Raw genomic sequence first — 15,795 nt, forward strand, 5'->3', positions numbered from 1 at the left:
ACATGATGTCAAACAATTGGGATGCAGTTTTTCTTAACCAAGGAATAGTGCACCATATCCGAGTGCAATCCCAATCACAATGGCTGGATGTACCTTCATTCGTTCAATTAGTAGAAAGCTAGAACCTGCTATCAAAATTAATTGCCATATGCCAATATCAATATATGATTCTTGGAAAAATCGCCATGCCATAATTCCTAATAATATTGCAATTACAGGTCTTACATACAGTGTCATTCGTTTTACTTTAGGAGAATCTTTAAATTTATACAATAAACCAAGTAGTACAATCATAATAATGAGGGATGGCGCAACGGTTGCAAACACACCAACAGCAGCACCAAGGATTCCGCCTTGCTCGTATCCAATATACCCCGCCATTTTGGTAGCAATTGGTCCTGGCAGTGCATTTCCTAAAGCGAGCACTTCACTAAATTCTTGGACACTCATCCAATTGTAACGATGGACAACCTCATTTTCCACCAGTGGGATAGAAGCAGGTCCACCACCATAGCCTAATATGCCTGGAATGAAAAAAGCCACAAAGATTTGCCAATATACAATCATGCTCGCTCACCTTCTTTACGTGTCTCCTCATTTCGATCCTTTTTTAAAACCGCAGCAGCTAGTAATATAGCAATAATGATACCTGGATGTATATTTAAAACCGATAACAACACAAAAACAACGACCACCATGATAATGGCAGGCGTCCAACCCATACCTTTTCTTGACTTATCAAAAAATTGCCACGTCAATGTAGCTAACATTACCCCAACAACTGGGACTACTGCTGCTGTCATCCCTTGTACCCAACCTACATCACGTATGGAACTAAGAGTAGATAATAAAATAATCATAAGTACAATCGTTGGAAAAATCGTCGCAAGAACTGCATTTAACATTCCAAAGACACCCATAACGCGATGACCAATATACCCTGCAAGTTTGGTAGCAATTGGTCCAGGGAGTGTATTGGCAAGTGCTAATATATCACCAAATTCATCATCTTCCATCCATTTGTATTTATCCACTACTTCTTTATGAATTAGTGGAATCGACGCTGGTCCGCCTCCATAACCAAGCATTCCAACCCGGAAAAAGGCAATAAACAAATGCCAATGTTTCAATTAACTTATCCTCCTTTTGTTTGGAAATGGGAGGTAGAAAATAGGGGTAGGTGGATGGTGCGGGTCTTGTGGTGCTGTGGTCGCACGAGTTTTGCTCCTGCTCGCTCGACTTTGAAGTGCTGCTGCACGAGTTTGAGGAGTTGTCGCACGAGTTTACCTCATTCTCGCACGACTTTATGCTGCTGTCGCACGAGTTCTGCTCCCGCTCGCTCGAGTTTGAGGAGCTGTCGCACGAGTTTACCTCATTCTCGCACGACCTCATCTCATTCTCGCATGAGTTTAACCCCCATCCGCACATGACCTACACACACGAATCCACCTGTTCCTATGCCTGCCTATTACCAAACAGCAATACTACCATCTGTCCGAGTTTCTGTTCCTCCCATTAACACACCAGTCTCTTGATTACGCCAGATGATCTGTCCACGGCCAAATGGGCTATGATCTAACGCATATTCAATTTCATGACCTTTACGTTTCAAGCCTTGTGCAATGTGTAATGGAAACTCTGGTTCTACTAAAATATGTTTATCTTTCATCCACTGCCACCTTGGTGCATCTAATGCAGCTTGTGGATTTAAGTGAAAATCAATCGTATTCATAATGACTTGCATATGTCCTTGAGGTTGCATAAAGCCACCCATCACACCAAATGGTCCTACAGCTTGATTGTCCTTTGTTAAAAAGCCAGGAATAATCGTGTGATATGTTCTCTTACCACCCTTCAAAGCATTCACATGGTTTGGGTCCATGGAGAAATTATGACCACGGTTTTGTAGTGCAATTCCCGTTCCAGGTACAACTAGACCTGACCCGAATCCCATGTAATTACTTTGGATAAAGGATACCATATTGCCGTCTCCGTCTGCTGTTGCCAAATAAACCGTTCCGCCACGTGGTGGTTCGCCTGCTTCAGGCTGTACGGCCTCTTCTCCAATAAGAGCGCGACGACTTGCCGTATATGCATCATCTAGCAAGTCAGCGGTAGAGAATTGCATCCGTTTTTCCTCCGTAATATGTTTCTGTCCATCAGCAAATGCCAGTTTCATAGATTCCATTTGTTTATGGAACGTATCAACGGAATCTTTTTCATTGAAATCGAACCCTTTTACAATGTTTAATGCCATTAATGCTGCAAGTCCTTGTCCGTTTGGTGGAATTTCCCAAACATCATATCCACGATAGTTAACCGATACAGGATCTACCCACTCTACATCAAAATCAGCTAAGTCCTCAGCACGCAAAAAGCCATCATAGGTTCTAGAAAATTGATCGATCTTTTGTGCCAGTTCTCCACGGTAAAAGGATTCAGCATTCGTATCAGCAATCGCTTCTAGTGTACGTGCATGGCCTTCTGATTTCCATACATCGCCAATTTCTGGTTCGCCATTTGGTGCAAACGTTTCAAACCAATGAGTGAATTCTTCGTCTGTCAACTTTTCCTTAAATTTACGGTAAGCTGCTTTCCAATGTTTTCCTAGAATAGGTGTTAAAGCATATCCTTCGCGAGCATAATCGATTGCAGGTTGTAATGCTTCACGCAATGATAGGTCACCGAAGCGTTTGGATAATGCCGCCCATGTAGCTGGTACACCTGGTACTGTTACAGGAGTGAAGCCATATGTCGGAATCTCGTCATGGCCACGTTCTTTGACCGCATCAATCGAAATTGATTTTGGTGCAGGACCACTTCCGTTTAAGCCATACATTTTATCTTTCATCCAAACGATTGCAAACGCATCGCCACCGATTCCATTTGAAGTCGGTTCTACTACAGTAAGGCAGGCTGCTGTTGCGATTGCAGCGTCAACTGCATTTCCACCTTTTTTCAAAATTTCTAACCCTGCTTGTGCAGCAAGTGGCTGAGATGTTGCAACCATCCCTTTTTTACTAAAAGAACTCATTCGTCTTACGGGATATGGATTATATAAACTGTCCAAATCCATAAACGTTTTAGTACTCGTTTCGTTGGTACGTGTTTTCGTCGTCGTATTGCCGTTATTGGCCATGTACTATTCCCCCTCGAAATATACAATAGTAAGAAAAATTATAACATACAAAACACTTCGTGAACACGTTAATCGCAAATATATCTTAAAAAACCTGCATTTGCTCGTCCTTAGCCAATATATTCATTTTTCTTATACTTGTACATTAAATTTTTATCCCTTCCAAATATGGAAAAAAACCTCCCTTTTAAAGGATGGTTTTAGAGTTTGATACCGTTATGCTTCATATTGATCTTTTGCTAGCTGAATTAAATCTGCCTTTTCCAAATAAGGTTTCGGTGCACGGAAGGTCACTGTTACGACGCCTGGGTTCCGTCCAATCTCAATGGCACCAGTTATAGTTGCACGATTCATCACTTCTGGTACAGAAATACCAAATAGAGATGCAGCTCGCTCCATTCCATTAGTTGTCGCGTCATTCAAGGTTGCTCCTGTACCTACAAATGAAACAGGTAAGGATTCTTCTAATTTTTGGACACCATATTGACCAGCTAGCTTTTTAGCACGCGCTTTCTCGTTGTCTGTTAATGGCTTAGCAAGATATGGCAAGTCCTCCTCCACTGGCAATAAAACAGGACCATCAATCGTTACATTTTTCAATACTTTCACTTGCAAGTTTACGATGCCAGAAACATCTGTTGTATGACCAGCAATTTCTCCATCACCTTGCATCGCATGCATATCCCCCAGGTACACTCCGCCACCTTCAACTTTGACTGGACAAATTAACACAGCACCTTCCCGAACACGATTAATATCCATATGACCATCTGTTCGTTCTTCCAGTTGTTCTTCAGTTACCCCGTAATCATGTGGTGCATCAATTAGAAATTGACCAAAATCGCCAGCGTTATGGGAATCTGGCAAAGGACGTGATGGGGTTGTTCCCAATTGACCAAGGAAAGGCCGCAAGCGTGCAACAGCTCCTACAATATCATGTGGGGCAAAGGTTACTACAGGGTTTTGCACGGATTTTTCTGGAGTAGCCATGAATTCTTTCCCATTTGCTCCAATTTCCTCTGCAGCTTCTTTGTCCAAAGTAACTCCTATATTTTTATCTGAATTAAAGGCCATTGTATATGCATTGGTAAACGTAAATGGCGTCACATCGGCATGGCAATTCTTGCAGCGAATCGATTCCTGTCCAGTTCCCTCAATTACGGTTTCTGGATACATCGTGCCACACTCTGGACATTTAACGGCTACAAATGGATCACCTACAAAACGGCCATCCATTGGTTTGTCATTTCCAGAAGCCGTTGCCATTGATGTTACTTGAATCGATTTAATTTTAATAGCAATCGCATCACCAACTTCAGCACCTTCCACATAAACTGGTTTCGTTACTTCATGACCACCTTTCAAACTAGGTGTAATCATTGGTCCCCAGCATCCAGGTGCTGTATTTGCAATGATATGACCGCCATCAGCTACTACTTTTTCCATTTTTTGAGTCGGGTCCAAAATTCCATCCGTAAATTCGTTGACATAAACCGTTTGTTTACTATTCATTTTGCTTCCCTCCCATTTTATGTAATCGTTTTCATTATAGCATACTAGAAACATAGAAACTTTGGTTTTTGCTTGGACAATCTGCGAAACAAAGATGCCTTATAGTTTGAGGATAAGTCATTTAAGAGATGGAGAAAACATGGCGAAATAGTATGCTAAAAAAACCCTGAATAGTGATATTTTTCGTCACTATTCAGGGGACAGCCTACAACATATTTAGTAGTGCATAGAATGAATCTTCATCTCGTTCATCTAATGCTTTGTCAATTAATCGTTTTTTGTTTGCTAATTCTAACTCATCAATTACTGCACTTTTCTGATCTTTATCGTTTTGTTTTTCAATACTTTCAATAATATCATCTTCATAATATGGTTTTGCGATTGTATATAACTGTATTAAGAAATCAGGTAAGTAAATGAGTTCATTCATTGGGACATGAATGGTATTTTCCCCATTTCGGAATGCAAATTCAGCCTCTCGATTGTCGATTTGTTGCGTTATGCGATTAATGCGGATTTCTTTTGATGCAGTCGGGACAAACTTATACACTTCGTCGTTTATCGTAATGGTAAAATACTGATATGCTAAGATAATATGCACGAATTCTGAATCTACTGTGACATGATAAGGCTTTAGGCATCTTACGTTTACCATTCTTGCACCTCCTGAAATTAAATAACCATAATTTATAATAGATTACTTTATTCTTTTCGTCGTTTTTATCGCTGTTATAGTATTAATACCCCTTTCCGAAAAAAGGTAAACCTATTTTTTTAAACTTTTTATTAGAAAAACTCGTTCGCTTGTCTTTTAGTGAAGGTGTTAGTTTTTCTTATACTTGGGACGTAAAAATTTGTACCTACGTCGAGTCTGCTTCTTAGCTAAAATTTTATACTTTCCTAACGTGCAAAAAAAGAAGAAGACATCCCTAAATAAATAGGTATGTCTTCTGCAGCTGATTAGTTAGGGATAGCAATACTACACACTATAGTAAGGTAACTAGTGCATAAAATGCTTCTTCATCCCGCTCATCTAATGCTTTATCGATTAGGCGTTTTAAATTCATTTGTTCCAATTCATCAATAATGACAGCGTTTCCATTTTCCAGTTCTTCAAACACTTCTTTAATATAATAAGGCTCTGTTATCGCATGCAATTGCGCTAAAAAGTCAGGAAGTGATATGAGGTCTGTCATCGAAATCTTTAATATTTCTTTTCCTTTTTGAAAAGCAAATGTGTCATGGATATTCTCAATCTTATGGGTATAACGATTTACACAGATTTCTTTTGCATCAACAGGCACAAACTGGTATACCTGATTGTTCACAAATACAGAAAAATATTGATATGCTAAGATAACCCGTACATATTTATCATCGGCTTTAATGTAATAAGGTCTTAACATTTTAACATTTACCACATATCCCATCTCCCTAAATTTCATACTCTAAATTTTCTGTTAATTAATTTTACATGATACAGAAGATGATTGCAATAGGGAATTCACATTCTTTTCATATTTATTCTTATTTTCTATAAAGCTTAACTCATTCGATGGGGGTTTCCGACTCGACAGGACGTGATAGTACTGACGTTGCGATTGACGTGGCGTTATTAGTTAGCCTGCCAGTTAACACGTGATTAAAAAAGTGACCGACCTTTTCAAAAGATCGATCACAATCGGCTACTGAATAACATCTCTCCAGATAAAATCTACCATATTTTGCGTGTCTTCTTCCGTAAATGTATATTGACGCTCCGTTTTTTCTAAATAAGCTCCTGCTTCTTTTAAATGATGAATTCCTTGTTTCATGTAAGATTTATACGTATTATTCAAATGATTGATTTCTGTTGCAAACTTTTCATCTGTACCTGATGTAACACATCGCTCATACAAGTCAATAATTTTTTCTCCATCGCGGGTTGGGAAAAATTCATGTGGATCTGTACTATCGAAAATACAAAAATCTAAGTCACGAACGAGAACCATATCAATACTATTTGGATCAAAGCTGCAGTAATACAGTTCAACATCAAAACCATGCTGCTGACAAGCTTGCGATATGTGCTTCATGAAAGTTGATTTTCCTGTACCTGCTCGACCTTTTACAAAATAAACAGTGGATAGATCTTGCAAAATCTCAGGAACACAATTCACAACCCCATCTGCTGTATTTGTACCAAACAGACGGTGATATACCTGTGGCGTTCGGTTCTTTTTCTCTACACCTTCTAATAGGTCATCCACAAAGTTGTCAGCAAGCTGATCTGCTTTGTCGAAATCCATTTCATTAATGTAAATACCTTCTAAGTCATCATGTACTTCCAAGCCTATTGCAAAGTTTTCGTATGCCTTATCTGTATGATAAATAAATTGCTCTTCGGCTTCATGATCCACACGTTCTGGGGATGGCTTTTTCTCTAAAAATAGATTCAGATCAACCTCAATAGCACCATTTACTTTCTGGGATGCAACTGTATCATCAATTACAGCTAACGATTTCCCCCGGATGATAAACCCTTCTAAATATTTATTTCCTAAAGAGCTATACAGCACTTCACTCTCGTATTCCCCCTCAAATTTCGCCAACAGTTGTTTCATGATTGTTGTTTTTAAACTGTTGGACGGATGCTTTAAAATAATGACTTGGTCCAAATCCTCAATGTTCGTAGGTAGAAAATTGACTAACCCCTCTGCCGTATTACCAGTAACGTAATAGCTGCTGGACAAGTAGACACATCCTTTTAATAGTATTTAACACTGTTAGTTTATGTATAGTTTTCGTGGGGGTGAATTATGCCTTGATGAAAGGGTAAATAGAATATAAATCTTTGTCCCATTAAACAGGGTAGTAAAAATATCGCTTAATGATCTATCGTAACGTCTTATTAATACCTAAAGACACAGGATACTAAAACGTTAAAGTGAAACGAAGCTAGAACGTGTAAGTCTCATTAATACCTAAAAAACACGGGTGCTAAAACAACGTAGCGGAATATAAAGTCGGAACATGGGTCTCATTAATACCTAAAAACACAGAGTGCTAAAACTAAGCAGTTGATCAAGTTTGATATTAATTTGTCTCATTAATACCTAAAAACACAGAGTGCTAAAACACATTGCCTCAAACATTGCTTTTGTTTTAAGTCTCATTAATACCTAAAAACACAGAGTGCTAAAACGAAAAGACTGGAGTAATAAATCATCTTCTTGTCTCATTAATACCTAAAAACACAGAGTGCTAAAACAATATCTGCTTGTTGTTGCTTTACCGTATGGTCTCATTAATACCTAAAAACACAGAGTGCTAAAACACAAACGTTCTTTAATCATTAGTAGTTCCTGTCTCATTAATACCTAAAAACACAGAGTGCTAAAACACGTTTCGTTCAAACGGTTACTAACCGATTGTCTCATTAATACCTAAAAACACAGAGTGCTAAAACAACGATCCAAAAGGTAGTCCATGCTCACACGTCTCATTAATACCTAAAAACACAGAGTGCTAAAACGCAGTACGTTGTCCAAAGATTTCAGTTGCTGTCTCATTAATACCTAAAAACACAGAGTGCTAAAACTCATTAGACTTACTAAGCGACTGTTGCGTAGTCTCATTAATACCTAAAAACACAGAGTGCTAAAACTATAAAAAGCACCCCACCGTATACGTAGTGGTCTCATTAATACCTAAAAACACAGAGTGCTAAAACTCGTTATACCACTCCTTGTACGCTCGCTTAGTCTCATTAATACCTAAAAACACAGAGTGCTAAAACACTCTTTTGTAGATTCATATCTAAAGGGTTGTCTCATTAATACCTAAAAACACAGAGTGCTAAAACATGTCATTCGCATCAACAAACATTTCTCGTGTCTCATTAATACCTAAAAACACAGAGTGCTAAAACTTCGTCTTTTAAAGCAAAATCAAACTGTTGGTCTCATTAATACCTAAAAACACAGAGTGCTAAAACAAAGCGGTACATTTAAATAACTTTCTTTTTGTCTCATTAATACCTAAAAACACAGAGTGCTAAAACTAAGCAATCCAATCGTTCTCATCGGTCATAGTCTCATTAATACCTAAAAACACAGAGTGCTAAAACCAACAAAACATGCTACTTTGTACTCTTTTTGTCTCATTAATACCTAAAAACACAGAGTGCTAAAACATCTTTCTTGTTCTAACTCCGATTGAATTTGTCTCATTAATACCTAAAAACACAGAGTGCTAAAACCTCTAATGAAAATATATCACAGTTTTTCATAAACATCCATTATATAATCAAATACTGGTGTATCAATAGTTTTTGGGTCAATATCTAATTCAAACTTAAATTTTAACTTTTTCATAAGGAAAATAAGTACATATAAATCGATTGATTGAAACAACACAATATCCGCCTGTTTATAATTTGAAATCAAGGGATTCAATTCAAATACATCAACATGATTTTTAATAGTTCTTATAAGGCTTTTTAAAAGTTCGGCTCTATCATAAGAAAGTGGACCTTCCCATTCCATATCTTCTAAGAATTCATTCGTAAATAACTGCTCTCCGTATATGAAATAATTACTTCCATCCAAATTATCTGAGAGGAAATACTTTGATTTGGTTATTACAAATACTTGTATACCATTACTTATATCAGTTAATAAGTGTTTCATTTCTAATTGCTCTCTTGGACTTAAATAATCCTCAGGAAACATAAAAAACAGTATTACTGCATCCTTAAACTTACTACTTAAATATTTTTTTATTACTGGTAGTAGTATTTTATTTTGATGAAGATACGTATTATTACATTCTTTTCTGTTATCAAGGTCAAAGTCAACTTCAAGTAATTTAAGTAGCAAATCAATATTGAAATCTTTTGACCTTACTGGTAAATCCTTTACTGTTGTTTCTATTAAATCATTTATTAATGTATTAATGGTTAAAAGATAACCATCCGTCTCAATGTGATTTAAAAACTCATTTTTCAATTGAGATTTCAATAATGACTTGGAGCCTAATTGAGTTGTATCTTTTAAGCCTTGATTAGACAGCTCAAAAGCTTGAAAACGTTGATGAGTAACTTCTTCAAAATCATTGGTTATATCATTTATTAATACAGATCCCCTAACCTTATTTCTTGGCTGAAAATATTGTATAACAGGTTTAATAAAAGACTCTGTATCGGTGGTATGGTTTATAAACAAAGAGCTATACGAAGCAAAGTTAAGTTGATATTTGCCTTCTTTATTTTTTACTAACCATTTCATTTGCATAGGTATCACCCTTAAAACTCGATCGTTCTATTCTCACCAAGTATTTCCAAATTGCGATCCTCGTCCCCAACTAAAATCGACATTTGTTCAAATTGTCTCTCTGTAATAATCATCGATCTTACGTGGCCATCTTTTGGCAAAAAACGTTTAACATTATTAATAGAACCTTGTGCAGCCTCTTTATTTAAACATGATTTAATATAAATTGAATATTGCATCATTAGAAAACCATGACTAATTAGCTCTTTGCGAAATTTATTGTATGTCCTAATTTGCCTCTTCGTTTGAACTGGTAAATCAAACATAATCATTACTCTCACAAATCTACGGCTCATATAGTTTTAATTTTTCAAGATTAGGAAGCTGCAGCCTTTCTAATTTACCAGTTTCAAAAAATTCAAACAAGGAATTAAGACATAACTCGATAGCACGAATTACAGTCTGGGACTTACGATCTACCATAACTTTAGAATGTAATAAATTAATCAAGTTTATCCTATACTCTTTTGTTAAATAACCATCTGGTGGATAACGGATAACAAAATAATCTACGATAGGACGAAATGGTTCAATGATGTCTGAAGCAAGATTATGAGGATTACGATCACCTTTATGGTGAATACCGATACCTGGTATTAAACCTTTTGCAACTACGGTTCTAGCTATTGCTGAATGAAATATAGCATAACCATAATTCAAAGCAGCATTTTCTATAAAGTTTTGATTACTCCTTGTGTATCCATCTCCAAAAAAGCTATTAAAATATACCCTTGCTGCTTGACCTTCAACATTATTATTATCTCCCGGTTCAATAGAGGTAGTTAATTCTGCCATTTTCTCTACACGATGTACCTCAACTAATTGCCTTTTCATTACTAACATTTGATTATGTACTTTTTGCTTAATAATGAATTGCCATAATTTTTGTTTTCTATCTTCTGACCACTTTAATTGCTTCATCATCTGTCGGTGTTGTCCAAAATGGCCAGAAACAGGGTGAATCACGCATTCAGGTAAGAATTGTTGATTACATAATAGTACTAGAATATTATTCTTGGATAATTCAACCATTAATCTGCTAGTTAATTTACATGTTAAGTCCTCTACTACTATTGCAAAAATATCTCTCAAAGGAATTTTAACATCTATGTCACCTTGCATAACTCTTAAATTATCAAGTTGTAAAGACATTTGGTCTACATTACTCACATGAATAACACGCCAACTCACCCTGCTCACCTCCTATTACCATTTACTTCGGATAGAAAAATTTCAGCCTTTCATTCTCGTTAATAAACCTATTTCCTAACACATCTGTAGATATTTTTTTAAATGAACTGGTATTTTTACTAATTCCCTTATAAATTCTGTTTGTCTTAATATCATTTCTTTTACAAAACTCTTTATAATCATTAGTTACATTATTCAATTCAATTCGATTTCCTAAATCATGGTTTACCCCTATTAATCTATACTCTTCTCCATTTATTTCACATATTTGGTTTTTATATACACTAAATTCAAAATTTTTTATATCTTTTATTTCTTTCTGTTTTAGTTTTTCATTATATAGTGCCTTTTTCACAACATATCCATCTTTATTCTCAATTAGATCATTGTAACGAACTGTCACAAATTTATAGATTCCTTCATCGTAAAAAACATCCATTCTAAATGGCTTTAATGATAAATTCACTACACTTTTATCTCGTGGTTGATACTTATGAGACATATCATGATGTTCTTTTAATTGACTCCCATAATATTTAATAGATTTTATGATTGGACCATTTCCTTTTTTGCTATATTTTCGAACATATTCTTTCTCCTCTTCACGAAACTTCCATAAAGGATTTTTTGCTTCTCCATATTGTTCAATTATCTGTTTTATTTGATTAAAGGTTTGATGATCATGATGATACATAAGTAACTTTTCTGGGCTTTTCCTTATCAACTTTACCAGCTTATCATTATCTTTATCATATAAATTCTTTAACTTTTCTATAACATATTCTGTTCCATCTTTTTTCCGGGTAGAATATAATGTATTATTCATTAACTGCCGATTTGGCTTCATATCAATTTTGTGGGAATATTTAAAATCGCTATAATTTTTTATTGCCTGAATTTTATAATACTTATCTGTAAAGGTAGCATTAAAATTAGACTCGTTTAATACTTCACCAGTTTCAGTATCAATAACTTTTTCTTCAGCCAAAATAATATTTTGCGTTCTAAACACTTCTTTATTTTCAAAAATATAACTAGCCATAGCTACTATAAGAGCATCCTCTGCATGATGTTTAAAATCAACCCCACGGTCTTTTTTAAAATGCCATAATTTACGGAGATAATTTGTAAATGAACCATTGATAGATTTAACCTTTACTTCCTGCTCATTTTCTTGAAAGAAACTAGTAAGTAGTGTTAATAGTTCACGTGTAGCATATCTTGTGTCAACTAAGTTTCGATTAATAAATTCTTTTTGTACATCGAATTTATTAATATCCCTCTCTTCTAATAAGTAATGTAATTTCTTTTTAGGTATTTTTTCCTTGGAATTAGCAAGTTGTAGAACATGCGCTTTGAATTTTTCATATGATACGGATGTTTTGCTACTTTGGAAGTATTGAAATGGTGTCATATTCTCCTTATTCTGGTTTTCCTTTTTTCGCACAAGAACTTTATTATTTTGCGAATCATCAAATGAGACAGAACGTGGAATTATATGATCGATTTCATAATTGTGTGGGTTCTCTAATAAATCTTCAATCTTAATAGAGTCTAAAGAGTATAAACAGACACCATCCTGTAAGTGCCATAGTCGGAGCATGTTAAATAAACCTTTGGAAGAGTTAATATTTTTAGATTCCAATTTCTCTTCCACTTGCCTATTTAAAGCTGCATTCTTTTTATTTAACTGATTAAGAAACCTTTTTTTATCATTACTATTTTTTTCCCTTGCTAGCTCAATTACTATTTCTTTTGGTACACCATAATTTTTCATAATTTCGTTTACTACGCGTAATGATTGTTTAAATGATCTCTTAACAACTGGTGATAAAATCCACTCGTCTATATGATCATAAGGAATATATTTTCTTCCAGAAAGTTCAACTTTTTTAGGTTTTATACCCATCTCTGTAAATAATTGCATTTGATTTTTTGAGCTTGACCACAAATCCGGTAATACTTTCTTAATTAGTTTTAAACTTAACGCATGTGTCTTTTGATAATTAAGGTTACTTAACTCATCAATTTCTTCATTACTTAACGGTAAATTTAAATGTAATAATTCTTCTTTAATATCTTCTTTTGATTGATAGATAGTTGTAATTTCAGCTATGTTATCTAATGTATCAGTATCCAGAAGAATGGTGTCTCTACTGGTGATCTTTTTTACATCATGGTATATCTTTAACTCCGTAAATAATGGTTTTCCAGAAGTATCTACCCGATAACCCTTAATGTCATGTTCCCCTAACCCAATCCGCTTGGCAATCCTACTTAACGTAACTTTTCTATATTTCATAAAAATATTATATACAATATCCTCTTTCTCTTTTTGGGATAGCTTTTCATTTTCAGGCCTCATAATCACTATATTATTTAAGTCATTAAGAATATTAAAAAGCTGAGCTGAATAAGACTCTTTAACAGCTCGAAGTTCTTCGGGATAGTAACTACATTGTCCCATCATTTGTTCATACCAATTTTTAATGTCTTGTCCCCATCCATAATCACTTCCAAACCCTGGACCTTCATAATATTCTCTACGGGTACTAATTAAGGTGATGTACTTTTCAATAAACAGGTAATTAATTTCTGAAAAATACTTTGATTGTGTTTTTAAGAGTTGTTTAGCTTCCTTTACATAATCAGAAGTTTTAAAGCGATTTTCATGTCCTCGAACTTTTCCTTGTTCGTCTAGCCTTTCTAATTGTAACTCACAAACAAATTGTTCTTTTAGCTTCTTTTCATTTCTTTTGATTTGTTCTCTAGTTGATAATTCATTATCACTTTCATTACCATCTTCCTCCACTTCAACATTATGGATTCCACGCCGTTTTCCTATATGAATTAATGCAGTAGCTAATTCATTATTGGTAAGCTTTTGATTCAAACCCCTAACCCTTATATGATAAGGTGTTTCGTTTTTTTTATAGGTAATATCTTCTAAACTATTAATAATTTCAAACTCTTTTAGCAAATATTTAATACGTTTAATACGATGGCTCCTTCTCCTTAATAAGCGCCGTGTGCTTCGATGCGTTCTTCTACCATCATTATTTGATACGTCCGCTTCTGGAAATATCCTTGTTCCAGCATCAATTATTTTTTGTTCATCATCAATTAAGCCCCAACCTACAGATCCAATACCAATATCTAAGCCAAGTGTATAGTGCCCATTGTATTGTTTCATTTGAATCCTCCTAATTTCATTTAGGTCTATTATATCAGAAAATTCCAATTAATCCCATAAAGAAAAGAGCTTGCCACTAAGAATGACAAGCTCTTTTCAGATCCAATCGGATCAATTTCGGCACATAGGCCTTATTCTAGCAGATCCTATGATCTTAGGTATTAAAAGCAACCCGTCGATTGCTTTGAGACAATTTAATAATATAATAAACATACTCTTTTGTCAAACAATTCAAAACTAAAAATTCAGCAACGCTAATTGGATTTCCTTTAACAACCTTTTGCATTCTTGCTTTTTTAATACTTCATTAATTTGTTATTGTACTCACCTTTTTTTCAGAAATATGCTACAATTGAATTAATACCAACCTATAGGAGGGATTCAATGCGTCATTCACTATCCAATACGTCAGCGGTTTATGCCTTTGACAAGCAGAACAAGCCAGCGATAAAGGTAGATCCAGGTGATACGGTTACGATTGAAACCTACGACTGCTTTACCAATCAGGTGAAATCAGAAACAACAGAATTAAAATCCATTAATTGGGATGAAATGAATCCAGCAACAGGTCCCGTTTTCGTAAACGGAGCGCAGCCAGGAGACATTTTAAAAGTGACGATTGATGAATTAAAAATTGGAGAACGTGGTGTCATGGTAACAGGACCCGATTTAGGGGTAATGGGCGATCACTTTGATGATTTTGATGTTAAAATTGTCCCGATTCAAGATGACAAAGCGATTTTTGATGAAAACGTCCAAATCCCGCTTAATAAAATGATTGGGGTTATTGGCGTTGCACCAGAAGAAGGATCGATTAACTGTGGAACACCTGGTGCACATGGTGGAAACATGGATACAACCCTTGTCACAGAAGGCGCAACCTTATATTTTCCTGTAGCAGCAGAAGGAGCATTATTTGCTACTGGCGATTTCCATGCCGCAATGGGAGATGGGGAAATCTCTGTTTCCGGGATTGAAGTACCTGGTGAAGTAACTGTGACATTTGATGTGATAAAAGGCCATTCGATTAAGCACCCACTATTGGAAAATGAAGATGGCATTGCTTTCTTAGCTTCTGCTGAAACATTGGATGAAGCAACGAAACTAGCAACGCGTGACATGATTGCGTTATTACATCCACATACAGATCTAACCTTGTCACACTTAACCATGCTCATGAGTGCAACAGGAAATGCTCAAATTTCTCAAGTTGTCGATCCACTCATAACAGCTAGATTTTTCGTACCAAAATATATACTAAATGCCTATAACATTTCCTTATTTAAAGATTAATATTAGAAAAACTCGCATTTACTCGTCCTTTAGCGAATGTGTTAGTTTTTCTTATACTTGGGACATTAAAATTTTAGCAATGTCGAGTCCACTCCTTAGCTAAAATTTTATACTTTCCTAACGTGGAAAAAAGTCGCCATTTTGAAGTTGGCGAC

At 35.5% G+C, this 15,795-nt stretch carries 12 protein-coding genes and 1 CRISPR repeat array; of the genes, 1 reads left to right on the top strand and 11 read right to left on the bottom strand.

Features of this window, described 5'->3' with window-relative positions; genetic code table 11:
- Positions 1–33: 33 nt before the first annotated feature.
- The 11 genes from GHC26_RS07170 to cas9 form a co-directional block, all read right to left on the bottom strand.
- The gene (locus GHC26_RS07170; RefSeq protein WP_163970682.1) at positions 34–564 is read right to left on the bottom strand and encodes a chromate transporter; all 531 of its coding nucleotides are present in this window, start codon (positions 562–564) and stop codon (positions 34–36) included.
- The gene (locus GHC26_RS07175; RefSeq protein WP_163970582.1) at positions 564–1,130 is read right to left on the bottom strand and encodes a chromate transporter; all 567 of its coding nucleotides are present in this window, start codon (positions 1,128–1,130) and stop codon (positions 564–566) included. The genes GHC26_RS07170 and GHC26_RS07175 overlap by 1 nt, the downstream gene beginning before the upstream one ends.
- Positions 1,131–1,468: 338 nt before the next feature.
- A complete protein-coding gene (locus GHC26_RS07180) occupies positions 1,469–3,076 on the bottom strand; it encodes a gamma-glutamyltransferase family protein (protein ID WP_163970683.1) in 1,608 nt (535 codons plus the stop codon).
- 279 nt (positions 3,077–3,355) lie between these two features.
- Complete coding sequence (locus tag GHC26_RS07185; protein ID WP_163970583.1) at positions 3,356–4,651, bottom strand: acetamidase/formamidase family protein; 1,296 nt, start codon at positions 4,649–4,651, stop codon at positions 3,356–3,358.
- Between the two features lie 205 nt (positions 4,652–4,856).
- Positions 4,857–5,306 carry an IDEAL domain-containing protein gene (locus GHC26_RS07190; RefSeq protein WP_163970584.1) on the bottom strand — a complete coding sequence of 150 codons (450 nt, stop codon included), beginning with the start codon at positions 5,304–5,306 and terminating at the stop codon, positions 4,857–4,859.
- A 331-nt stretch (positions 5,307–5,637) separates the two neighbouring features.
- Positions 5,638–6,072: an IDEAL domain-containing protein gene (locus GHC26_RS07195; RefSeq protein WP_163970585.1), complete on the bottom strand. Its 435-nt coding sequence runs from the start codon at positions 6,070–6,072 to the stop codon at positions 5,638–5,640.
- A 264-nt stretch (positions 6,073–6,336) separates the two neighbouring features.
- The gene (locus tag GHC26_RS07200; protein WP_163970586.1) at positions 6,337–7,383 is read right to left on the bottom strand and encodes an AAA family ATPase; all 1,047 of its coding nucleotides are present in this window, start codon (positions 7,381–7,383) and stop codon (positions 6,337–6,339) included.
- A 152-nt stretch (positions 7,384–7,535) separates the two neighbouring features.
- A CRISPR array of direct repeats spans positions 7,536–8,891; the repeat unit is 36 nt; unit sequence GTCTCATTAATACCTAAAAACACAGAGTGCTAAAAC.
- Positions 8,892–8,907: 16 nt separating this feature from the next.
- The gene (locus GHC26_RS07205; protein ID WP_163970587.1) at positions 8,908–9,918 is read right to left on the bottom strand and encodes a hypothetical protein; all 1,011 of its coding nucleotides are present in this window, start codon (positions 9,916–9,918) and stop codon (positions 8,908–8,910) included.
- Positions 9,919–9,935: 17 nt separating this feature from the next.
- On the bottom strand, positions 9,936–10,229 hold the full coding sequence (cas2, locus tag GHC26_RS07210; RefSeq protein WP_163970588.1) for a CRISPR-associated endonuclease Cas2: 294 nt from the start codon (positions 10,227–10,229) through the stop codon (positions 9,936–9,938).
- A 19-nt stretch (positions 10,230–10,248) separates the two neighbouring features.
- Complete coding sequence (cas1, locus tag GHC26_RS07215; protein WP_163970589.1) at positions 10,249–11,154, bottom strand: type II CRISPR-associated endonuclease Cas1; 906 nt, start codon at positions 11,152–11,154, stop codon at positions 10,249–10,251.
- Between the two features lie 22 nt (positions 11,155–11,176).
- Positions 11,177–14,347: a type II CRISPR RNA-guided endonuclease Cas9 gene (gene cas9, locus GHC26_RS07220; protein ID WP_163970590.1), complete on the bottom strand. Its 3,171-nt coding sequence runs from the start codon at positions 14,345–14,347 to the stop codon at positions 11,177–11,179.
- 384 nt (positions 14,348–14,731) lie between these two features.
- On the opposite strand from cas9, the gene GHC26_RS07225 reads away from it, so the two are divergent.
- The gene (locus tag GHC26_RS07225) at positions 14,732–15,640 is read left to right on the top strand and encodes an acetamidase/formamidase family protein (protein ID WP_163970591.1); all 909 of its coding nucleotides are present in this window, start codon (positions 14,732–14,734) and stop codon (positions 15,638–15,640) included.
- The last annotated feature ends 155 nt before the right edge of the window (positions 15,641–15,795 follow it).

The organism is Oceanobacillus halotolerans (genome assembly GCF_010993955.1).
GTDB classification, from domain to species: Bacteria; Bacillota; Bacilli; order Bacillales; family Amphibacillaceae; genus Oceanibacillus_A; species Oceanibacillus_A halotolerans.